This is a genomic window from Xanthomonas sp. Leaf148 (genome assembly GCF_001423585.1).
GTDB lineage: Bacteria > Pseudomonadota > Gammaproteobacteria > Xanthomonadales > Xanthomonadaceae > Xanthomonas.
In genome coordinates this window covers 350,489-371,452 of record NZ_LMOP01000010.1, presented here as the reverse complement: position 1 = coordinate 371,452, position 20,964 = coordinate 350,489, and the positions used below count along the sequence as shown (strand labels likewise).

19 protein-coding genes and 1 other RNA gene are annotated in these 20,964 nt (G+C 63.4%); 6 read left to right on the top strand and 14 right to left on the bottom strand.

Features of this window, described 5'->3' with window-relative positions:
* Positions 1–31 precede the first annotated feature (31 nt).
* The 9 genes from galU to cmk all read right to left on the bottom strand — a co-directional run bounded on the left by galU (position 32) and on the right by cmk (position 8,753).
* The gene (gene galU / locus ASF90_RS15795) at positions 32–925 is read right to left on the bottom strand and encodes a UTP--glucose-1-phosphate uridylyltransferase GalU (RefSeq protein ID WP_055852231.1); all 894 of its coding nucleotides are present in this window, start codon (positions 923–925) and stop codon (positions 32–34) included.
* On the bottom strand, positions 925–2,832 hold the full coding sequence (locus tag ASF90_RS15790; RefSeq protein WP_055852227.1) for a nucleoside-diphosphate sugar epimerase/dehydratase: 1,908 nt from the start codon (positions 2,830–2,832) through the stop codon (positions 925–927). The genes galU and ASF90_RS15790 overlap by 1 nt, the downstream gene beginning before the upstream one ends.
* 13 nt (positions 2,833–2,845) lie before the next feature.
* The gene (locus tag ASF90_RS15785) at positions 2,846–3,820 is read right to left on the bottom strand and encodes a glycosyltransferase family 4 protein (RefSeq protein ID WP_055852222.1); all 975 of its coding nucleotides are present in this window, start codon (positions 3,818–3,820) and stop codon (positions 2,846–2,848) included.
* Between the two features lie 254 nt (positions 3,821–4,074).
* A non-coding RNA gene (locus tag ASF90_RS22610) (sX9 sRNA) lies at positions 4,075–4,150 on the bottom strand.
* 95 nt (positions 4,151–4,245) lie between these two features.
* The gene (lapB, locus tag ASF90_RS15780) at positions 4,246–5,424 is read right to left on the bottom strand and encodes a lipopolysaccharide assembly protein LapB (RefSeq protein WP_055852219.1); all 1,179 of its coding nucleotides are present in this window, start codon (positions 5,422–5,424) and stop codon (positions 4,246–4,248) included.
* Between the two features lie 6 nt (positions 5,425–5,430).
* A complete protein-coding gene (locus ASF90_RS15775) occupies positions 5,431–5,736 on the bottom strand; it encodes a LapA family protein (protein ID WP_055852215.1) in 306 nt (101 codons plus the stop codon).
* A gap of 66 nt (positions 5,737–5,802) precedes the next feature.
* Positions 5,803–6,114 carry an integration host factor subunit beta gene (locus tag ASF90_RS15770; protein ID WP_055852212.1) on the bottom strand — a complete coding sequence of 104 codons (312 nt, stop codon included), beginning with the start codon at positions 6,112–6,114 and terminating at the stop codon, positions 5,803–5,805.
* An 86-nt stretch (positions 6,115–6,200) separates the two neighbouring features.
* Complete coding sequence (gene rpsA / locus ASF90_RS15765; RefSeq protein WP_055852209.1) at positions 6,201–7,886, bottom strand: 30S ribosomal protein S1; 1,686 nt, start codon at positions 7,884–7,886, stop codon at positions 6,201–6,203.
* Positions 7,887–8,069: 183 nt separating this feature from the next.
* Positions 8,070–8,753: a (d)CMP kinase gene (gene cmk / locus ASF90_RS15760; RefSeq protein ID WP_055852206.1), complete on the bottom strand. Its 684-nt coding sequence runs from the start codon at positions 8,751–8,753 to the stop codon at positions 8,070–8,072.
* A gap of 172 nt (positions 8,754–8,925) precedes the next feature.
* On the opposite strand from cmk, the gene ykgO reads away from it, so the two are divergent.
* The 6 genes from ykgO (at position 8,926) to ASF90_RS15730 (ending at position 13,626) form a co-directional block, all read left to right on the top strand.
* A complete protein-coding gene (ykgO, locus tag ASF90_RS15755) occupies positions 8,926–9,051 on the top strand; it encodes a type B 50S ribosomal protein L36 (protein ID WP_005913193.1) in 126 nt (41 codons plus the stop codon).
* A 212-nt stretch (positions 9,052–9,263) separates the two neighbouring features.
* Positions 9,264–9,605, top strand: coding sequence for a hypothetical protein (locus ASF90_RS15750; protein ID WP_055852198.1), 342 nt, complete (start codon positions 9,264–9,266; stop codon positions 9,603–9,605).
* 230 nt (positions 9,606–9,835) lie between these two features.
* On the top strand, positions 9,836–10,870 hold the full coding sequence (locus ASF90_RS15745) for an agmatine deiminase family protein (RefSeq protein WP_055852195.1): 1,035 nt from the start codon (positions 9,836–9,838) through the stop codon (positions 10,868–10,870).
* A 114-nt stretch (positions 10,871–10,984) separates the two neighbouring features.
* Positions 10,985–11,869 carry a carbon-nitrogen hydrolase gene (locus ASF90_RS15740; protein ID WP_055852192.1) on the top strand — a complete coding sequence of 295 codons (885 nt, stop codon included), beginning with the start codon at positions 10,985–10,987 and terminating at the stop codon, positions 11,867–11,869.
* 4 nt (positions 11,870–11,873) lie between these two features.
* Positions 11,874–12,401, top strand: coding sequence for a GNAT family N-acetyltransferase (locus ASF90_RS15735; RefSeq protein WP_055852189.1), 528 nt, complete (start codon positions 11,874–11,876; stop codon positions 12,399–12,401).
* Positions 12,402–12,405: 4 nt separating this feature from the next.
* Complete coding sequence (locus ASF90_RS15730; protein ID WP_193552596.1) at positions 12,406–13,626, top strand: TraB/GumN family protein; 1,221 nt, start codon at positions 12,406–12,408, stop codon at positions 13,624–13,626.
* 115 nt (positions 13,627–13,741) lie between these two features.
* Here ASF90_RS15730 and ASF90_RS15725 read toward each other — a convergent pair whose 3' ends face one another.
* Genes ASF90_RS15725 through ASF90_RS15705 form a run of 5 tightly spaced genes read right to left on the bottom strand, consistent with a single transcriptional unit; the run spans position 13,742 to position 20,961 of the window.
* Entirely contained in the window at positions 13,742–14,713 is a 972-nt protein-coding gene (locus ASF90_RS15725) for an endonuclease/exonuclease/phosphatase family protein (RefSeq protein ID WP_055852332.1), read from the bottom strand.
* Between the two features lie 5 nt (positions 14,714–14,718).
* Complete coding sequence (locus ASF90_RS15720; protein WP_055852183.1) at positions 14,719–17,856, bottom strand: discoidin domain-containing protein; 3,138 nt, start codon at positions 17,854–17,856, stop codon at positions 14,719–14,721.
* Between the two features lie 26 nt (positions 17,857–17,882).
* The gene (locus ASF90_RS15715; RefSeq protein WP_005992271.1) at positions 17,883–18,719 is read right to left on the bottom strand and encodes a carbohydrate ABC transporter permease; all 837 of its coding nucleotides are present in this window, start codon (positions 18,717–18,719) and stop codon (positions 17,883–17,885) included.
* Positions 18,716–19,600, bottom strand: a complete 885-nt coding sequence (locus ASF90_RS15710; RefSeq protein ID WP_156364977.1) for a sugar ABC transporter permease — start codon at positions 19,598–19,600, stop codon at positions 18,716–18,718. Before ASF90_RS15710 ends, ASF90_RS15715 begins: the two co-directional genes overlap by 4 nt.
* Complete coding sequence (locus ASF90_RS15705; protein ID WP_055852176.1) at positions 19,597–20,961, bottom strand: sugar ABC transporter substrate-binding protein; 1,365 nt, start codon at positions 20,959–20,961, stop codon at positions 19,597–19,599. Before ASF90_RS15705 ends, ASF90_RS15710 begins: the two co-directional genes overlap by 4 nt.
* Between the last annotated feature and the right edge of the window lie 3 nt (positions 20,962–20,964).

Below are 20,964 nucleotides of genomic sequence, written 5' to 3'. Positions count from 1 at the left end.
CGTCGTTCGCGATAAAACAGTGACTAAGCGATCAGTCGCGCGCGTCGGCCTGGGCCAATGCGTTACGCAGAATTTCCTTTGCCGGCCCACCATGCTTCTCGTGCTGGAGCGCAAAGTGGACAGTCGCTTCGATCAAGCCGATGTGCGCGCCGCAATCGAAACGACGGCCCTCGAAGCGGAATGCATCGACCTGTTCTTTCTTCAACAGCTCGGCAATCGCATCGGTCAGCTGGATCTCGCCGCCGGCGCCTGCACCGGTCGCTTCCAGCAACTCAAAAATCTTCGGGCTGAGCACATAGCGGCCGACCACGGCCAGGTTGCTCGGCGCCACTTCCGGCTTGGGCTTTTCGACGATCGCATTGATGCGGCCCTTGCGGCCGTCGAATGTATCGGTGGAAACAATGCCGTAGCTGGCGGTCTTGTCGTGCGGCACATCTTCCACGGCGATGACGCTGCCGCCGGATGCTTCGGCCACATCGGCCATCTGGGTCAGCGCGGCATCGCCGCGGTTCCACATCAGATCGTCCGCCAACAACACGGCGAACGGCTCATCGCCGACCACTGCCTTCGCACACAACACCGCGTGGCCCAAACCCAGCGCCTCGGCCTGCGTCACAAAAATGGCGCGAACGCCTTCTGGCAACGCATGACGCACCAGTTCCAGCTGCTCCAGCTTGCCTGCACGCTCGAGCTTCTGCTCCAGCTCGTAGGCCTTGTCGAAGTAGTCGGCAATCGAATGCTTATACCGATTGGTGACGAAGATCAGCGTATCGCAGCCGGCCTGGATGGCCTCGTCGACAGCGTACTGGATCAATGGTTTGTCGATGATTGGCAGCATTTCCTTCGGCACCGTCTTGGTGGCCGGAAGAAAGCGGGTCCCAAGACCTGCGACGGGGAATACGGCCTTGCGAATACGCTGGCTCATTACAGTCTTCTGACCTCACGTGCGGGGAATGGAACGACCGTATCAGATCGCGCGTCGACTTTCCGTCGAGCAGCCGCAAAATCCGGCATCAGGCTGCCCAGCACAGTCTCCATTGCCTTGATGTCATAGCGATTAACCGCCTCGCGCAAACGCGTCACCAGCTGCAACACCTGCTCGTGCGAGAACTCGCGCACGCCGGCTTCCAGAATCTTGGGATGCGCGGTCGGGCGATAGTCTTCGTCGGAATAGAACAGCGTTTCATGCAGCTTTTCGCCAGGACGTAATCCGGTGTAGAGAATCGCCACATCCTTGCCCGGCTGCTTGCCGGCAAGACGGATCATCTGCTCGGCAAGCAGACGGATCGGCACCGGTTCGCCCATGTCAAGCGTATAGATCGCGCCATGCGACGCCGAGGCAGCTGCCTGGATCACCAATTGGCACGCTTCGGGAATGGTCATGAAGTAGCGGGTCACGTCCGGGTGCGTCACCGTGACCGGGCCACCCTGGCGGATCTGCTCGCGGAACAACGGCACCACGCTGCCAGCCGAATCCAGCACGTTACCGAAGCGCACGGTGATGAAGCGCGTTGGCGCATCGCGCGCATCAAGGCTCTGGCAGATCATCTCCGCGTAGCGCTTGCTTGCGCCAAGTACGTTGACCGGCTCGACCGCCTTGTCGGTGGAAATAAATACAAAGGTTTCGATGCGTGCGCGCTGACAGGCGCGCGCCACGTTCTCGGTCGCCAGCACATTGTTGCGTACGGCCTCGCGCAGCTGTTCTTCCAGCAACGGCACCTGCTTGTACGCGGCGGCATGGAACACCGCGTCCGGGGCGGCGGTGTTCAATGCATGCGCCACCACGGCCGGGTCGCCGCAATCGCCAAGCACCCGCACCACTTCGATATCCGGGAACAAGCGACGCAGATCCGAATCGATGGTCAGCAACGCCAGCTCATCGATTTCCAGCAGCACGATGCGACGCGCACCGTGACGCGCACACTGGCGACAGACTTCCGAACCGATCGAACCGCCGGCACCGGTTACCATCACGGTCTTGTTGGTCAGCCAGTCGCGGATCAATCGCCAGTCCGGCGTCACTGGCTTGCGATTGAGCAGGTCCTCGATGGCAACCTCCTTCAATTCGCCCGGCAGCGAACGGCCTTCCAGCACATTGATCAGCTTGGGCACCATCCGGAACGGCAGGCCGGTGCTCTCGCAGATCGCCACCACCCGCTGCATGCCGGAGGCATCGAGCGAGGGAATCGCGATCACCAGCAGCTTGGCGGCGGTTTCCTTGGCAATCGAAGCGGCCTGATCCAGATTGCCCAGCACGTTAAGGCCCTGGATCTTGGCGCCGTGCAGGTTGTTGGCATCGTCCAGAAAGCCGACCGGCACGAAGGTACCGGTGCGGCGAAGATCGCGCACCAGACCTTCAGCAGCGCGTCCGGCGCCCAGGATCAGCACGCGTTGCGCCGCATCCCCGGAATGTGCGATTTGATAATCCTTCCAGGCGCGATACAGCAGACGCGGCGTCCCGAGCAGCGCCGACAGCGCGAACGGATAGACCACCAGTACCGAGAGCGGCACGCCGTCCAGGCGGTCGTACGACAACGCCAGCACGATCGCCACCAAGCCGAGGAAGCTCGACTTGAAGATGTTCCAGAGGTCAGGCACCGATGCAAAGCGCCAAAGCCCGCGGTACAAACCCATCTTCCAGAACACCAGCCCCTGTGCCACCAGGACCACGGCGGTGCGCCAATCCCAAAGAGGAAGGTCCGGTGCTTCGCGCAGCATCGAGTAGCGACCCGCATGCAACAGTTGCCAGCACACCCAGACCATCAGAAGGTCGTGTACTACCACTGCAACTTGCGGCAGCGCCTTGGTCAAACGGTCACGCCAGGAAATCATAAGAATCCATTACTCAGGAATTGCGCAATCCATCGCGCAGAAAATACCAACTGGCACTAGCGCCCAGGCCCCACACCACGGCTGCCCAGACTTGCTGACCAAACACATCATGACGAAGTAACACATACAAGCAGACGGCAGCGACGCTGAAAGCGAAATAAACAGCGGTTACCGGAACATGCGTTCCAAGCCGGCGCGCCAGGCGTTGATACACGTGTTGCGCGTGCGGCTCCCACCAGCGCTGCCCGGCGAGCATGCGAGACAGTAGCGTGAAGCCGGCGTCCACAAGGAAGGCAGTCAGCGGCAACCAACCGATCCACCAGCTGACCTGCCCGCCTGCGACGTTCAGCGCAAGCAACGCGGCCAGAACATACCCCAGCGCACCGCTGCCACCGTCGCCGAGGAAGATGCGCGCACGCGGGAAGTTGAACGGAAGAAACCCCAGACATGCTGCCGCTACCGCCAGACCAGCCAGCGACCAGGCTGCCGGAGCCACCGCCGCAAATGCCAGTGCGGCCAGCGCGGCCTGGCTGGCGGCTAGTCCGTTGATGCCGTCCATGAAGTTCCACACATTGATCAGCACCACCGACGCGACGGCGCTGAGCACGCCATCCCATGCATTGCCCGTGCAGTACGTGACCAGCAATCCAAGCGATACGGATGCGGCCAGATGGATCGCAAACCGCAGCCTGGCCGACAACGGCCGATGGTCGTCCCACCAACCGACGCCGGCCACCAGGAACAACCCGACCGCGAACCAGCCGACCACCATGCGTGCCGCTGGCCACAGCAGGCTGGCCGCAGCGCAACCCAGCAGGATCGCGGCAACGATCGCCATGCCGCCACCACGCGGAGTGGCAACCACGTGGCTACGCCGCTCGCCGGGTTCATCGAGCAGGCGACGATGCAACGCATACCGTCGCAGCAGCCACGTTCCAAGCGCCGCAACGATTACGTGCAAGGCGCACCAGAGCCAGATCTGAGGCATCAGCGCGTATCACCGCTCTCAGGACCACGGGCATATGACGTGCGCTTTTTCGAATCACGCATAAGAGAACCGCGCAGAAGAAATGGCCAAAGCTGCAAGCGGACCCGACCCAGATCGGAGGCATCGGGCAGCACACGGCGCAGTGGTGCAGGTGACATCTGCGCAGCTGCCAGCCAGCGGATTGCCACGGCACATGATTGGCGCCGACGCAAGCTACGACGGCGCGCGATGCGCGAGTCGATCAAACCAACAGCGGCTAACAAGACCTCGCAGGCGGCTGACAGACGAATGTGGACGGCGCGCAGGAACCGGAGTGCACGAGTGGTACATGCTGATTCCGGGCACCGGCCGCGCTCGCCTGGCGACTGCTTAGTCGTTTTGGCAGTCGCTCTAAACGCCGTGTGCCGAACAGACAGAAACACGCCTTACACCACCGCGTAGTTCAACAGCGGTTTGACGGTGCCCCACTCCTTGCAGCTCGGGCATTGCCAATGGTGGGTTTTTGCGCCGAACCCACAACGAGTGCAACGGTAGCTGGGGTTACGCACCAATAGCTGGTCGGTGATGTGCTTGAGATCGTTCAAGGTGCCAACCGGGTCGCTGCCTTCGGCAAGCGTCAGGTCGATCAACGCCGACTCGCCGCGCACCGATGGCCGGTCCTTGAGCTGACGACCGAGATAAGCCAGCGCGGGCGCAACCCCATCCTGCGCCTCCATCAACTGGGTCAGCGCCAGCACCGGTGCGATACCGCGGTAGTGCTCGGTCATCTCCGACAGGAAATTACGTGCGCCGGCAATGTCGCCGACGCTCCGATAGGCGGCCATCAGGGCAGGAATGATTTCCGGCAGATACTCCGGGTCGTGCCGTGCGGCGCGCTCGAAGGCACGCACGGCGGCCTCGTTATGGCCGCGCTCGGCTTCGATGCGCCCCTCCAGAATGCCGGCGCGGACCGACGTGCCGTCGGCCTGATACGCACGCGCGATCGCCTGCAAGGCTTCGTCGACCTTGCCCAGTCCGCGATATCGATCGGCCAGCTCGCATTCGAACTGCGAGATCAGCTTGCCCATCGGCTCGCCGGTGACTTCTTCGTAGCGGGTGGCGTTGTCGATCGCCTTTTCCCAATCGCGCTCGGCCTGATAGATGCCGATCAGGTGACGCAGCGCCTGCGGCGCGCGTTGATCCAGCTGCGCAAGCTCGGTAAAGACCGTTTCGGCGCGATCCAGCAGACCGGACTTCATGTAGTCCTCGCCCAGCGCCAGCAAGGCCTGGACCCGCTGTTGATCGGTCAGGTCGGCGCGCTGCACCAGGCCCTGATGCAGGCGGATGGCGCGATCGACCTCCCCGCGGCGGCGAAACAGGTGACCCAGTGCGACCTGCGTCTCGAAGGTTTCCTTATCCAGCTCGGCAATATGCAAAAACAGCTCGATCGCCTTGTCCGGCTGCTCGTTGAGCAGATAGTTCAGACCACGAAAATAGGTGCTGGACAGTCGGCTGACCTGAGTGTCGCCATGACGCTGCCCCCCACGGCGGCCGACGATCCAGCCACTGAGCGCCGCCAGCGGTAAAAACAGGAAAAACCAGAACCACTCGGTCAGGAAGTCCATACGTGCTTAGAGTCCATCGAGAGGGCGCGGCTCGACTGCGGCAGGCGGGATGGGCCTGGCGTCGGCGCGGCTGACCGCAACAGCCTTGTTGGCCTGGCGCAGCTTGGAATAGAGAGGAATGACCACACTGACCAGCACCATGCCGGCACCGATCAACACACCGACCAGCAGCGCGACGATGATCGCCACCCCGGAACTCGTGTGCACACTAGAAAACAGGAAATCGAGAGTGATGTCCTGGGAATTGACCGCACCGATAACCAGGCCGACCAACAAGAAAGCCAGCATCACCAGCAAGCGAAACACCTTCATCGCGCGACTCCGTCGGGAAGGCGCCTAGCTTAACCGAGCCGACATAAACGCAGCGGTAGAGCCGCCTCAGTCTGCGGAATCGGCCAGATCGACCGGGACCACGGAGCTGACACGCTCACGCAATTCCTTGCCCGGCTTGAAATGCGGAACATGCTTGCCCGGCAGCGCAACCGATTCGCCGGTCTTGGGATTGCGCCCCAGACGTGGCGGACGGTAATGCAGCGAAAAACTGCCAAACCCGCGGATTTCGATCCGATCACCATCGGAGAGCGCCTGCCCCATCATTTCCAGCAGTGACTTCACCGCCAGATCCACGTCGTCCGACTTCAGATGCGCTTGGCGTCGCGCCAGGATTTCAATCAATTCGGACTTGGTCATGGGAACTTGCTTTTTTCGACTGACACATCGGAATCGGCCCGGGCAAGCCCGGGCCGATCCATCACGCTCGCGAGAGCGCTACGCGCTTACTCGGACTTGTTGCTGTTCAACTGTGCACGCAGCAGCGCGCCCAGCTGAGTCATGCCGCCCGACGCAGCGGAGGACTGATATTCCTCCAGCGTCTCGCGCATTTCGGCATCGTCCTTGGCCTTGATCGACAGCTGCAGGGTGCGGCCCTTACGGTCCATGCCCACAAACTTAGCTTCGATCTTGTCGCCGACCTTCAGGTGCTGAGTCGCGTCGTCGACGCGTTCGTTGGCGATGTCGCGTGCAGCAACGTAGCCTTCGATACCGTCGGCGAGGTCGATCGTGGCGCCCTTGGCATCCACTTCACGCACAACGCCTTCGACCTTCGTACCCTTCGGGTTGGACGCCATGTACTGACCGAACGGGTCCTGCTCCAGCTGCTTGACGCCCAGGCTGATGCGCTCGCGCTCCGGGTCCACTGCCAGCACGACGGCTTCCAGCGTGTCGCCCTTCTTGTAGTTGCGCACGACATCTTCGCCGGTGGTGTTCCAGCTGATGTCGGACAGGTGCACCAGACCGTCGATGCCGCCGTCCAGACCGATGAAGATGCCGAAGTCGGTGATCGACTTGATCTGACCGGACACCTTGTCGTTCTTCTTGTGAGTCGCAGCGAAGGTTTCCCACGGATTGGCGGCAACCTGCTTCATGCCCAACGAGATGCGGCGACGCTCCTCGTCCACATCCAGCACCATCACTTCGACTTCGTCACCAACCTGCACAACCTTGGACGGGTTGACGTTCTTGTTGGTCCAATCCATCTCGGAGACGTGCACCAGACCTTCGACGCCCGGCTCGATTTCGACAAATGCGCCGTAATCGGTGACGTTGGAGACCTTGCCGAACACGCGGCTGTTGGCCGGGTAACGACGCGCGATGTTGTCCCACGGATCTTCGCCCAGCTGCTTCAGGCCGAGGCTGACGCGGTTACGCTCGCGATCGAACTTCAGCACGCGCACGTCCAGCTCGTCGCCGACGTTCACGACTTCGGACGGATGGCGCACGCGCTTCCAGGCCATGTCGGTGATGTGCAGCAGGCCGTCGATACCGCCCAGGTCCACGAATGCGCCGTAATCGGTCAGGTTCTTGACGACACCCTTCAGGATCGCGCCTTCCTGCAGCTTGTCCATCAGCTGCTCGCGCTCTTCCGAGTGCTCGCTCTCGACCACTGCACGACGCGACACCACGACGTTGTTGCGCTTGCGATCCAGCTTGATCAGCTTGAACTCAAGCTCCTTGCCTTCCAGGTAGGCCGGGTCGCGCACAGGGCGCACATCCACCAGCGAACCAGGCAGGAACGCGCGAACATCCTTGATGTCCACGGTGAAACCACCCTTGACCTTACCGCTGATGCGGCCGGTGATGGTTTCGTTCTTTTCCAACGCTTCTTCCAGCTCGTCCCACACCATCGCGCGCTTGGCTTTCTCGCGCGACAACACGGTCTCGCCGAAGCCGTTTTCGATGGAGTCCAGCGCAACCTTGACCTGGTCGCCCACGCCCACATCGATCTCGCCAGCGTCGTTACGGAACTGCTCGATCGGCACGATGCCTTCGGACTTCAGGCCTGCGTTGATCACCACCACATCGCCGCGCACTTCCACGACGGTACCGGTGACGATCGAGCCCGGCTTCAGCTTGGCCAGATTGGCTTGACTGGCTTCGAACAGTTCAGCAAAAGATTCTGTCATTTGGATTTTACTCAGTTGAACACACGGGCGTTGATCGTCGGGTTGCGACAGATACGGACCGCCCAGCCTGTTGGTCGACCCCAACAACGAGTCGGTTTAGAAGTAGTAGAACCGCCACGCAGGATGCGCAACGGAGCTGTGGAACGCCTTACGGTCGGCGGGACATGCCCGCTTGCGAAACGCTTACGACGACGTGTGGACAGCTAACATCCCGACCACACGCTGGACGACATCCTCGATCCCTACTCCGCTGGTATCGATGAGCACGGCGTCTTCGGCCGGCCGTAATGGCGCCACCACCCGCTGGGCATCCCTGGCATCTCGGGCCATGATCTCGCGCAGCAGGTCGTCAAAGATAACCGAAACACCCTTTTCCATCAACTGTTTATGACGACGGCCCGCACGTTCTTCGGCACTGGCGGTCAGGAAAACCTTAAATGCGGCATCCGGGAAGATCACGGTGCCCATGTCGCGCCCATCGGCGACCAGGCCGGGTGCGCGCCTGAATGCGCGCTGGCGTTCCTTGAGGGCACCGCGCACCTCGGGAATCGCCGCAATCGCCGAGGCCAGGGCACCAGTGGTCTCCAGACGCAATTCGCCGGTCGCATCCACACCGTTGACCAGGACCCGCAAGCCCGCTTCGCCGGCGTCGTCGAACTCGACCTTGGTATCGAAGGTGCAACGCACCAGCGCAGCCGGGTCGGACACGTCCAGATCGGCCCAGCTCGCCGCCACCCCCACCGCGCGATACAGTGCGCCCGAATCGAGGTAGTGCCAGCCCAGCCGGGCAGCCACGATGCGGCTCACTGTGCCCTTGCCGGCGCCGGAGGGACCATCGATGGTGAGGACGGGCGAAAGGTCGGTCATTCAGGTTTCCGGTAGGTCATCAGGCGCTAGTGTAGCGCCGCTCGCAGCGATTCGGATGCAACCACTTGAAAGCACGACGAAAAGCCGGTTAGAATTGCCGGCTTAATTGCGGGTGCAGCCTCGATCGCGCGCACTCTTCCATCGAATCCAACCGTTTACGCCGAGGTGTGCCATGAAAGTCCTGTCCTCCCTGAAGTCTGCGAAGACCCGTCACCGCGACTGCAAGGTGGTCCGCCGCCGCGGCAAGGTCTTCGTGATCTGCAAGTCGAACCCGCGTTTCAAGGCGCGTCAGCGCTGAGCCTTCGCGGCGCGTGCAAGACCCGAGAAAGCCGCCTTCGGGCGGTTTTTTCTTGGCCGACGCTTGATGCGGCTCCATCCTTGGCGTGCTGAGCAAGGCATCTGCTGCCACGCGTCGACGTCACTGCCCGAGTGGCACGCATCGCGCCAACGTTTGTCCTGGTTTTTTGCTGTAATCACCATCCGAATCTTGTCCACTGGGGAGTAGATGACATGCGCAACCGTTTGTTTGTGATGCCGCCGATCGTGCTGACAATCGCGCTGATGGGGATCAGTGCCGCCGCATCGGCCGAAACGCTGTTGGTCGATCGTGCGCAGCAAAAACCCGCCGCCGCCCTGCCCTTGCGTGGCGACAGCATGAGTCAGGTCGAAGGCCGCTACGGTGCGCCGCAGGAGAAGCTCGACCCGCGCGGTGGCCAGAAGCGCCAGTGGCCGACCATCCACCGCTGGGTGTATCCGGCATTCACCGTGTACTTCGAAAAAAGCAAGGTGATCGACGTGGTGGCCAATCAGGCCGATGCCAACGAGATCGGGCCGAAACCGCCGATCCAGTAAGACGCGACATCACTCCGGCCAGCGCGTGCAGACATCGTCGCTGCACGTCTGGCCCAACGCATCGCAGCACCCTGTATCTGGTCCGTCAGCACTCGGACATGCGTTGCTGCGAATCTGCATCAAGCCTGGCGCGGCAACGTGCGCCAGGATCGCAAGAGCCTGCACTCGGGTGCAGGGTATCGATGAACGTCCGGGCCACTGTCCGGACACCAAGATGAGTATTGCCTCGCATGACCGACCGTCTTCGTTTTCCCGCCGAATGGGAACCTCAATCCGCCGTGTTGCTTGCGTGGCCGCATGCCGGCACCGATTGGGCCGAGCGCCTGGCCGATGTGGAAGAGACCTACATCGCGCTGATTACCGCGATCTCCCGCTTCGAGCCGGTGGTCGTCTGCGTCGCCGATGACGATCTGCAGATCTATGCCGAAGCGCGGCTGCGTTCGGCGCGCGTGGACATGACGCGGGTGCGCTTTGTGATCGCCGCCTACAACGACACCTGGTTGCGCGATTCCGGCCCGATCACGCTGCGCCAGGATGACGGTTTCCGCCTGATGGATTTCCGCTTCACCGGGTGGGGCGGCAAGTTCGAGGCCAGCCTGGACGACCAATTGGTGAGTTCGCTGGATTCAGCGCAGGTCTTCGTGCCCGCCGCGGTGCAGACGGTGGATTTTGCGTTGGAAGGCGGTGCGATCGAAACCGATGGTGCCGGCACGCTGCTGACCACCTGGACCTGCCTGCACGAACGTCACCCGCAGCGCACGCGCGAGTCGCTGAGCAGCGATCTTGCGGCATGGCTATCGCAGGATCGGGTGCTGTGGCTGGACCATGGCTACCTTGAAGGCGACGACACCGACGCGCATATCGACACGCTGGCGCGCTTTGCCGGCCCGCACGCGATCGTCTACCAGGGCTGCGATGTGCCCGGCGATTCGCATTACGCCGAACTGCAGGCGATGGGCAACGAGCTGGCCGCGCTGCGCACCACCGACGGGCAGCCGTACCGTTTGTTCGTGCTGCCGTGGGCAGAGCCGATCCTGGATCAGGGCCGTCGCCTGGCTGCGTCGTATGCCAACTTCCTGATCGTCAATGGCGCGGTGCTGATGCCGGCCTATGGCGATCCGGCCGATGCGACCGCGCAGGCGGTGCTGGCCGAAGCGTTTCCGCAGCACGAAATCGTGCCGGTGCCCTGCCGTGCGTTGATCTGGCAGAACGGCAGCCTGCATTGCCTGACCATGCAGTTGCCGGCCGGCCTGCTCGCCGCCTGACCAGTGCGTTCGACGCGACTACGTAAGTAGCGCGTCGTTTCTTGTTCCGGCCGGCAGGCCGGTGTTATGCCATGGCGCGCTACCTTAGTGCGCACCTTTGCAGGATGAGATGCCATGTCCCGTCACCTTCTTTCCGTCGCGCTGATTCAAGAGCGCAACCACGGCGACGCCGAGGCCAATCTGGCCATCATCGAATCGCGCGTGGCCGAGGCTGCCGCACAGGGCGCCAAGTTGGTGCTGCTGCAGGAGCTGCATAACGGCGCGTACTTCTGCCAGCACGAGTCGGTGGACGAATTCAATCTGGCCGAGCCGATCCCCGGCCCGAGCACCGAGCGCCTGAGTGCGCTGGCCAAGCAACATGGCGTGGTGCTGGTCGCCTCGTTGTTCGAGCGCCGCGCCGCCGGCCTGTATCACAACACGGCGGTGGTGTTCGAAAAGGACGGCCGCCTGCTCGGCAAGTACCGCAAGATGCACATCCCCGACGACCCGGGCTTCTACGAGAAGTTCTATTTCACGCCGGGCGATCTGGGCTTTACGCCGATCGATACCTCGGTGGGCCGCCTGGGCGTGCTGGTGTGCTGGGATCAGTGGTACCCGGAAGCGGCACGCTTGATGGCCTTGGCCGGTGCGGAACTGCTGCTCTACCCCACCGCGATCGGCTGGGACCCGGACGATCAGCAGCCCGAGCAGGAGCGTCAGCGCGATGCGTGGGTACTTAGCCATCGTGGGCATGCGGTCGCCAATGGCGTGCCGGTGCTGTCGTGCAACCGCGTCGGTCATGAACCCTCGCCGCTGGGCGCGTCCGGCATCCAGTTCTGGGGCAACAGCCATGTGCTGGGGCCGCAGGGCGAGTTCATCGCCGAAGCCGGCCAGGAGCCGACTGTGCTGATCTGCGATGTCGACCTGCAGCGCAGCGAACATGTGCGGCGCATCTGGCCGTTTCTACGCGACCGTCGCATCGATGCGTACGGCGACCTGCTCAAGCGTTACATCGACTGATCGCATGGCCCTCGAGCTGCGTGCAGTCCGCGATACGGACATCCCGGCGATCACCGCGATTTATGCGGAGCAGATCGCCGGGTTCAATACCTACGAATACAGCGCGCCGTCGAGCGCGGACATGCACGCCCGCATGCGCGCGATCGTGGATGCCGGCTACCCGTATCTGGTTGCAGAACATGCCGGCGCTGTCGCCGGCTATGCCTATGCCAGTGCCTATCGCGCACGTGCGGGCTACCGCTGGACGGTGGAGAATTCGATCTATCTTGCCGCCGACATGCAGGGCCGCGGGATCGGCAAGGCCCTGTTGGGCGAACTGATCACGCACTGCGAGCAGCGCGGAGATCGGCAAATGATTGCGGTGATCGGCGATGCCAGCAACCAGGCATCACTGCGGCTGCATGAACGTTTTGGATTTCGCACGGTCGGAGTGTTCACCGGTATCGGCCGCAAGCAGGGTCGCTGGTTGGACGGCGTGCAGATGCAGCGCCAACTCGGCTCCGGTAACACCGCCCCTCCTTCTGATGAATGACCCCATGACTGAGCAGACCACCCACGTTCTGGACGATGCGCTGTCCGGCCAGCCGCACCGCATCGTCGAACGCGATGGCGTGCGCTACACATTGCTGGGAACTGCCCATGTCTCGCTGGCCAGCGTCGCCGCGGTGCAGCGGGCGATCGGCAGCGGCCGCTACGACGCGGTGGCGGTGGAGCTGGACGCGCAGCGGCTGCAGGCGCTCAGCGACCCCGATGCCCTCGCCCGCCTGGATCTGGTGCAGGTGATCCGCAAGGGGCGCGTGGCCTTGTTCGCCGCCAATCTGGCATTGGCGGCCTACCAGCGCCGCCTGGCCAAGCAGTTGGGCATCGAGCCGGGCGCGGAGTTGAAAGAAGCGGTGAATCTGGCGCGTGCGCAGGGGCTGCCGGTCTATCTGATCGACCGCGAAGTCGGGCTGACCTTCAAGCGTGCGTCCGGGCGGCTGGGATTCTTCGGCAAGATGAAACTTGCCGGCGGTCTGCTCAGCGGCCTGTTCGCCGCCGACGAGGTGGGCGAAGAGGAGATCGAAAAGCTCAAGCAAGGCGACATGCTGGAGGCGAGCTTCGGCGATTTCGCCAGCGAGAGCCCGGAGCTCTACGACACGGTGATAGCCGAGCGCGATCGCTACATGGCCACGCGCCTGCGCGAAGAAGCCGGTGCCGGGCAGCAGGAAGTGCTGGCGGTGGTCGGCGCCGGACATCTGGCCGGGCTTGCGCGGCACCTCGAACAGGACACCGATGCGCCCGGCCCGCTGCGCGAGTCGCTGGAATACGTGCAGCAGCGCAAGCGCATTCCCTGGATCACGCTGGGCATCCTGGCAGTGATCATTACCGGGATCGGCATCGGGTTCTGGCGCGGTGGCCTGAGCATGGGCGCCGACCTGTTGCTGCAGTGGGCGATGTACACCGGAGGGCTGGCCGCGCTGGGCTGTCTATTGGCCGGCAGCCACCCGTTGAGCATCCTGACCGCTGCAGTGGTCGCCCCGTTCAAACCGTTCCGTCTGAGCGTACCGACCGGTGCCTTCGCCGCGCTGGTCGAAGTGCATATGCGCAAGCCGGCCTATGGCGATTTCCTGTCGCTGCGCGACGATGCGCAGACCCTGCGCGGCTGGTATCGCAATCGCGTGTCGCGCGTGGTGCTGACGTTTCTGTTGACTAACTTCGGCAGCATGGCCGGGGTGTGGCTGGCAGGCGTGCAGATCTTCAATCGCCTGCATGGGTGATTGAGAAGGCAGTCGCCGAGATACGGTTGCCGTCGCTTCGTAGGAACGCACCTGGGCGCGATAGGCGTTATCGGTAAAACCCGTCGCGCCCGGGTGCGCTCCTACGTGGTTGGCGTTACGGAGCGGCTGATTGATCCGGTGCAAGCTGCAAACGCACCCACACGCCATAGTGATCCGATGCCCAGCGCCCTTCGGCATATGGCGTGTCGAACAGAATGCGGGCTTCGCGGGCGAGCAGGCGGTTCTGCTGGAAGAACACATGGTCGATGCGCGCCGGCGTGTCGAAGACATGCAGATTCAAGGTACTGACCGTGGCATCGCTGTTGCGGTGCACGCTGCCATAGCTGTCGCCATAACCTTTGCGTAGCGCCTCCAGATCTAGCGCGTCGGCGGCGATATTGAAATCGCCGGCGATCACCACCGGCGCCTGCGCGCTGGTGGAGGCAATGAACTCCAGCAGGTCGCCGACCTGGCGCGTGCGCGTTGCGGTGCCGCGCGCATCGGCGCGTTCGTTGAGATGGGTCACGTAGACATTGACCGGCTGACCATCGATATCCACCTGCAGATGCGCCGCAACGCGGTAGTCGTCCAGCGGTTGCAGCAGGCGCTCATGGCGCGCCAGCACCTTGCGCCGGCTCAGTAACGCATTGCCATAGCGCTTGGCGGCACCGGGAGGATCCACCGAGGCGAAGATCACCTCGTAGCCCAGCTTGCGCGCTAACCAAGCGGATTGGTTTTCTACGCTACCGCGGCGCTCGATGACCTCCTGCAACGCAATGACATCCGGTGCCAGTTGCTTGAGCTCCTTGGCGATATAGGCGCGGCGGGCCGGCCAGTCTTCGCGGTCGTGATGCAGGTTGAGCGTGACCAGGGTCAGGCCGCGGGCAGACGGAGCTGGGGGTGCCTGCCCTGCCGGGTCATTGACCGCTGCAGAGCCGCCCTGCCTGGACTGCGCTGCAGCACGTAACGACCCAGCCTTACCAGGCTGGCCTGCCTGCGCGTGCGCGCAGCACAGCGCCAGTGCGACAACGGCTGCACACCGGCCAGCGCGGCGCCAGTGTTGCCCTGCCCGTACCGGCCAAGGCATCGCCGTCATTGCGTGGCGCGCTCGGCCCGCCGCACCGCGCTGGGCACATCGATCTGCACGGTGGCCGGCATCTGCTGGATCCGCAGCTCACCGTTCTGCCATTCCACGGTTTCGCCGTTGACGCTCGCCTTGCCGGGTTCGCCCTGATACGGCCAGACAAACACCACGCCGCCCGGCGGCAGCAACAGGCCGGGTTGCAGTTGCAGCGATAGTTGTTTTTCGGTGCGCTGCAGCGTGTAGTTGAGGCGGCCGTACGGCGTGCGCAATTCGGCAATGCCGATGCCTTTGCCTTCGAACCAGCGAGTCGGCGTGCCAGCGGCGATGACGATGCTTTGGTCGGACTCGCGGGTGTAGGCGAACATGTCCAGCACCGAACGCACAAAGTCCGATGCGACCCAGGCGTGCGGCAGATCGCCGACGAAGAACGGTGTACGCGGCGTACGCGAGACCACCTCGGCCCACTGATTCCAGGGCTGCGGCGCGCGATCCTTGAAGAAGAATGCGGTGGCATCCCAAGCACGCTCGCGCCAGCCCAGCCGCACGAACGCGGCGATATTGCGCCATTCGTACGGGGTGTAGTCCTTCCACTCGCGTTTGCCGTCGCGGCGATCGGAGAACTCTTTCCAATAACGTTCGAAGGTATTGGTCAACAGCTCCTGCGGCAGGCGCTGCTGCTCGCCGCCCGGTGTCAGCGCGATGGTGGTGGAGGTCGCGTCGAAATCGCCGAGTTCGGCCGAACCCGGCAGGAAATCGATCTTATGCTCGCGCACCGCCGCGCCCAGCGAGGCGATCAGGTCGCCGCTGAATTCGTCAAGTGCAGCGCTGAAACGGGTGACGTCCTCCGGCTTGTCGAGCACGCCGGCCAGCATCGTGGCGTCCTTGTAACCGCGCAGCGCCCAGAAGTTGTCCCAGTACGAATGCACCGGTTTGGCCGAATAGCCTTCGTGGCTGATCGACACCGGCATCATTCCGTAGAACGCCGGGTTACGCATGAAGTTGTCTTCGGTGCGCTCGCTGGCGCGCAGTTTTTCCATGTAGTCGAAGGCGCCGGTGACATGCGGCCACATCTTCTCCAGGAACGGCCTGTCGCCGGTGTAGCGGTAGTACTCGGCGACGTTGTAGATCAGTTCGCCATGACTGTCGTTTTCGGGCACCGGGTCGCTGCCACGGTCGTCCACACAGCACGGCACCATGCCGTCGGCAAATTGATACGGCGCAAACCAATCCACGTAGTCGCGCACCACGTCTTCGCGACCGAGCCGTAGCAGGCCTTCGGAAATCATCGCGCCATCGCGGATCCAGCTGCGCGAATACGAGCGCGTTCCCGGCTGCAGGCGTGGGCCGATGCGCGAAATCAGCATGTGCGCCAGCGCCGTGCGCAACGTATCGACCACCGGCTTGCCTTCGGCCGGCACGCTGATGCGCACGCGATCGAGCTTGCCGCGCCACTGCTGGGCCACCTGCTGCTGCGCGGCGTCGGCATCGAAGCCGGCGGGCAGTTGCGCCGCGCCGGTCTGCGGGATCACCAGCGCCACTTCGCGCTTCTGGCCGGGTTCGAGCTTCCAGCGATACAGCAGCACGCCCGACGCCAGGCCGGTTTCGTCCTTGACCTGGGTGACCGTAGGCGGCGTGGCGGCGGTGAGATGGCTGACATCCATGCCGCTGTCGAAGGCGCTGGCGAAGCCGGCATCGGGACGTTGCGCGGCGAAGACGCGCGGCTTGCCATTGACGCTAACCTGCGCGCCATCCACCGCCAGTTGCTCGATCCGGCTGACGCCGCCCAAGGTGTTGAGGAACTGCGACGGCGGGTTGACCTGAAACGGACGCACCGCCAGGGCCAGGGTAAACTCACGTGCCTCCTTGCCGGTGTTGTGCAGCTGATAACGCGCGACCAGTTGTGCCTGATCGGGAGTGCCCTGCACAAACGCGGTGACACGCAGATTCATCAGGTCGTGGTGCCAGTCGACGCTGGGAATCGGCAGGTAATCGTCCTGCAGGCTCTGCTCACTGCTGACGTCGGACCAGTGCAGCACCTTGCCACCGGTGACCACGAACGGCTCGATGCTGAAACCGCCCTTGCCCACTTCCACCGCACCGTCTTCGCCGATCAAGCCCTGCTCGGTGCCGCCGTCCAGACCGAGGATGGTCCAGTACGGCTGCTCGCCGGAAAACCCGCGCGGATAACTGCCACGCGGCAACTGGCCGGCCAGCGATTTGATGAAGTCGTTGGGCGTTGCCGCAAACGCCAGCGGCTGCAACTGCACCTCTTTGATGCCGTAGCGCCAGTTCGGGCCGTCCTTCAGATCGAAACGCAGATAGCGTGCTTCGGTGTCGGGCAACGCCAGCCAGTCGGTGCCGCCGGCACCGGCGGTGACGGTGCGCAGGTCGCGCCAGCTGCGGCCATCGGCCGATGCACGCACCGCGTATTGCGAAGCCTGCAGGCCGGGCACCCACTGCACCACCGCGCCACCAAATTCGCGCACCTTGCCCAGATCCAGCGTGACGGTCTGTTGCTTGACCGCGCCGCTGAGCCAGAAGGTGTCGGGCTTGCCATCGGCCAGGCGTTGCTCCAACGCCGGCGCGGTGTCGGTGATGGCCTCGGCCTTGAGCGGCGAGGTGTCTTCCGGCGGCAATGGGGTGAGCGTCAGGCGGTCGAAGCACACCGAACCCTTGCCACCGACCTTGTTGTAGATGGTGAACTCGACATCCGCGCTGCTGCGCAGCTGCTTGTCCGCACCCGGACCCCAGGCCTTTTCGATGTTGCGCTTGCGGTAGTTGAAGGTGGTCCAGTTCTTCGGGAAATTGAAGCCCGGCCGGTTGACCCACCACACATTGTCGCCGCTGGCATCGATCAGCTTGAGCTGCAGATCGTTGGACGGCGATTCGCCGCGTAGCGAAAACCCGATGCGGTAGTTCTCGGGGTATTCAAGCGGCAGCGCGCGGCGGATGCCCACGTAGCCGGAGACGCCGTTGAAGTTGTAATCCAGGCACAGCGCATGCCCACCGGAGGGCGTCGCCACCGGGCGCAGCGAACCGCTGACCTGGTTGGACACTATCAGGCGCCAGGCGCCGATGTCGTTGAAGCCGTCGAGCACGCGCTCCTGCGCCTGCGCCACACCCGCACCACTGGCAACAGCGGCCATGGCAAGCACTGCCCGAATCATCGGCTTCACCCCTTCACACTCCCCAGCAGAAGACCTTGAATGTAGTAACGCTGCAGCGCCAGGAACAATAGCAGCACCGGAATCACCGTCACCACTGCACCGGCCATCATCAGCTCCACGTCCATGATGTGCTCGCGCGACAGCGCCGCCAGCGCCACCGGCAAGGTGTATTGCTCCTGATCGGTCAGCACGATCAGCGGCCACATGAAGTCGTTCCATGAGCCCATGAAGGTGAAGATGGTCAAGGTGACCAGCACCGGCTTGAGCATCGGCAGCACGATCTGGAAGAAGATCCGCATCTCGCTGGCGCCATCGATGCGTGCGGCTTCGATCAACTCATCGGGAATGCTGCGTGCGTACTGGCGCACCAGAAAAATACCGAACACCGTGGCCAGCGCCGGCACCACCACCCCGCCGATGTTGTTGACCAGATGCAGCTGCTTCATCAACAGAAATAGCGGCAGCATCGCCACCTGCGCCGGGATCACCAGCGCGGCCATCAGGATCTTGAAGATGCGCTCGCGGCCGACGAACTGCAGCTTGGCGAAGGCATAGCCCGCCATGGTGTTGATCAGCAACGAGCCCAGCGTGATCAGCCCGGATACCAGCAGGCTGTTGGCGAAGTTACGCGCCATGCCGGTGCGCGCGAACAGCTCGTGGTAGTTGGCCAGGGTGAACGCCGACGGCAGCATCGGCGGTGGGAACCGGCTGGCCTCGCCGGTGGGCATGAACGACACCGACAGCATCCACAGCAACGGCGCCAGGCTGATCAAGGCCAGCACCAGCAAGCCGCCATTGATCAGGACGGCGTTCCAGCGCGACTCGCCGACATCACGACTCATATCAGGTCCCTCTTGCGGCCGAAGCGCAGCATCACGGTGGTCACCGCCAGGATGATCAGGAACAACAGGAACGCCACTGCCGACGCGCGGCCGAGGTTCCACCATTTGAAGCCTTCTTCGAACATGAAATACAGCACGCTGACGGTGCTCTGCAGTGGGTCGCCGCGGGTCATCACGTACGGTTCGGCAAACAGCTGGAAGTAGCCGGAGATGGTGATCACCCCGACCACCATCAGCACCGGGCCGAGCATCGGCAAGGTGATATGCAGGAACTGCTTCCAGCGCGAGGCGCCATCGATGCGCGCGGCCTCATACAGGTCCTGCGGAATCGCCTGCAAGCCAGCCAGGAAGATCACCATGTTGTAGCCGAAGTTCTTCCACACCGCGAACAGCATGATGGTGGGCATCGCCCAGCGCGGATCGCCCAGCCAGTCGATCGGGGCGATGCCCAGATGGCTCAACCCGAAGTTCACCAGGCCATATTTGATATGGAACAGGTAGCGCCAGATCACCGCCACCGCCACCAGCGTAGTCACCACCGGGGCGAACAGTGCGGTGCGGAACACCGCCTTGAAGCGCGAGGCCTTGGCGTTGAGCAGCAACGCTGCGCCGAGCGACACACCGATCGACATCGGCACGCCCAGCAGCACGAAGTAGGTGGTGTTCCACAACGACTTCCAGAACAGCGGCGTCTGCAGCAGCTCGATGTAATTGCCCAGGCCGACGAAGCGCAGGTGGCTGCTGTCAGCTAGCGCGTACAGGTCGAAGTCGGTGACGCTGAGCACCAGCGCGGCGAACACCGGAACGCCGAAGAAAATGCCCAGCACCATGATCGACGGCGCGGCGAACACCCAGCCGGCGACGGAATTGCGCTTCATCATCGTGCCGCTCCCTTGCCGCTGGCTGCAGCCGCTGCTGCGTCCGGCGTGGGCGCGGTGGCGGGCGCGCCCGACTCGCCAGCCGGCCCGACATGCCCGCCTTCCTGTTCAAAGATCCAGCGGCGCTTGGCCAGGATGTCGTCCACGCGTTTATCCAGTTCCTGCACGGCCGCCTCGTGCGATTGACCGCCACGCACCACGCGCTCGGTGACCAGGCGCATTTCCTGCACGATGCGCTCCCATTCCAGCACCTTGGGCGTGGCCTTGACCCGTTCCAGCTGGTCGCCGAAGGCATGCGCCAGTTCGTCGTTGGCCAGCGACGGCAATTTCCAGGTACTACGCCGCGGCGGCAGGTCGCCGATGATGGCGTGGAAGCGCGCCTGCACCGTGGGCTGGGACAGGTATTCGATCAGCTTCCAGGCCGCGTCCTTGTGCTGGGACGATTTGAAGATCACCAGGCTGGAACCGCCAGCGATGCCCGCGCCCAACCCATTGGGGCCGGGTAATGCGGCGGTGCCCCACTTACCTTCCATGCCCGGCGGCTGGCGCAGCTTGAACTCGCGCACGTTCCAGGGCCCGGACAGATAGAACGCGTAGTAGCCGTTGAAGAATTCGTACCAGACGTTGGAGACCTGGGTCTCCGACACCTTCGGCGCCCAGCCTTTCTGGTACATGCCGTCGTAGAACGCCAGCGCCTTGCGAAACCCTTCGCCGCGGAAGTTGCCGTAATTGTCGTGGTCGCGTAGCAGACGGTCGTCCTGCTGCAGCGCGAACGAGAGCTGCTGCTCGAACTCGTTGAGCGGCATCAGGATGGCGTAACGGTCCGGGCCGACCTTGCGCTTGATCGCGGCCATCACCTGTTCCATCTCGGCCCAGGTCTTGGGCATTTCGCTGTAGCCGGCCTCGCGCAGCAGATCCTTGCGGTAGAACAGCAGCCGCGTGTCCACATACCACGGCACCCCGTACAAGGTGCCATCGACCACGTTGGTGTCCCACACGCCTGGGAAGTAGTCCGCCGGGTCGACGATCTTCGAGCGCGCCACGTAGGGCTGCATCGGTTCCAGCGTGTCCAGCAACGCAAACTCCGGCAGCCAGGTGTTGCCGAGCTGGCACACATCCGGCAAGCCGTCGGCGGCGAAGGCGGTGAGCAGTTTTTCGTGCGCCGCGGTCATCGGGATGTTCTGCACATCGACCTGGATGTCCGGGTTCTGCTTCTCGAAGTCGGCCACCAGCTCGGCCACCACTTCGGCCTCCTTGCCCATGGCCCAGAAGCGCACGGTGGTCTTGGCGGGATCGGAGCGGTTGCATCCCGCCGCACCTGCACACAGGGCGGCGGCCAACATCAACAGTTTCAAAAGGCGCACGGA

What these genes read in the sequence shown, in the direction of transcription:
- ASF90_RS15730 (WP_193552596.1), top strand. Translation starts at nt 12,406, where the DNA reads ATGACTGAGCAGACCACCCACGTTCTGGACGATGCGCTGTCCGGCCAG.
- cmk (WP_055852206.1), bottom strand. Translation starts at nt 8,753, where the DNA reads ATGACCGACCTTTCGCCCGTCCTCACCATCGATGGTCCCTCCGGCGCC.
- ASF90_RS15770 (WP_055852212.1), bottom strand. Translation starts at nt 6,114, where the DNA reads ATGACCAAGTCCGAATTGATTGAAATCCTGGCGCGACGCCAAGCGCAT.
- ASF90_RS15720 (WP_055852183.1), bottom strand. Translation starts at nt 17,856, where the DNA reads ATGGCCGCTGTTGCCAGTGGTGCGGGTGTGGCGCAGGCGCAGGAGCGC.
- ASF90_RS15785 (WP_055852222.1), bottom strand. Translation starts at nt 3,820, where the DNA reads ATGCCTCAGATCTGGCTCTGGTGCGCCTTGCACGTAATCGTTGCGGCG.
- ASF90_RS15725 (WP_055852332.1), bottom strand. Translation starts at nt 14,713, where the DNA reads ATGCCTTGGCCGGTACGGGCAGGGCAACACTGGCGCCGCGCTGGCCGG.
- ASF90_RS15710 (WP_156364977.1), bottom strand. Translation starts at nt 19,600, where the DNA reads ATGATGAAGCGCAATTCCGTCGCCGGCTGGGTGTTCGCCGCGCCGTCG.
- galU (WP_055852231.1), bottom strand. Translation starts at nt 925, where the DNA reads ATGAGCCAGCGTATTCGCAAGGCCGTATTCCCCGTCGCAGGTCTTGGG.
- ASF90_RS15740 (WP_055852192.1), top strand. Translation starts at nt 10,985, where the DNA reads ATGTCCCGTCACCTTCTTTCCGTCGCGCTGATTCAAGAGCGCAACCAC.
- ASF90_RS15790 (WP_055852227.1), bottom strand. Translation starts at nt 2,832, where the DNA reads ATGATTTCCTGGCGTGACCGTTTGACCAAGGCGCTGCCGCAAGTTGCA.
- lapB (WP_055852219.1), bottom strand. Translation starts at nt 5,424, where the DNA reads ATGGACTTCCTGACCGAGTGGTTCTGGTTTTTCCTGTTTTTACCGCTG.
- rpsA (WP_055852209.1), bottom strand. Translation starts at nt 7,886, where the DNA reads ATGACAGAATCTTTTGCTGAACTGTTCGAAGCCAGTCAAGCCAATCTG.
- ASF90_RS15735 (WP_055852189.1), top strand. Translation starts at nt 11,874, where the DNA reads ATGGCCCTCGAGCTGCGTGCAGTCCGCGATACGGACATCCCGGCGATC.
- ASF90_RS15745 (WP_055852195.1), top strand. Translation starts at nt 9,836, where the DNA reads ATGACCGACCGTCTTCGTTTTCCCGCCGAATGGGAACCTCAATCCGCC.
- ykgO (WP_005913193.1), top strand. Translation starts at nt 8,926, where the DNA reads ATGAAAGTCCTGTCCTCCCTGAAGTCTGCGAAGACCCGTCACCGCGAC.
- ASF90_RS15750 (WP_055852198.1), top strand. Translation starts at nt 9,264, where the DNA reads ATGCGCAACCGTTTGTTTGTGATGCCGCCGATCGTGCTGACAATCGCG.
- ASF90_RS15775 (WP_055852215.1), bottom strand. Translation starts at nt 5,736, where the DNA reads ATGAAGGTGTTTCGCTTGCTGGTGATGCTGGCTTTCTTGTTGGTCGGC.
- ASF90_RS15715 (WP_005992271.1), bottom strand. Translation starts at nt 18,719, where the DNA reads ATGAGTCGTGATGTCGGCGAGTCGCGCTGGAACGCCGTCCTGATCAAT.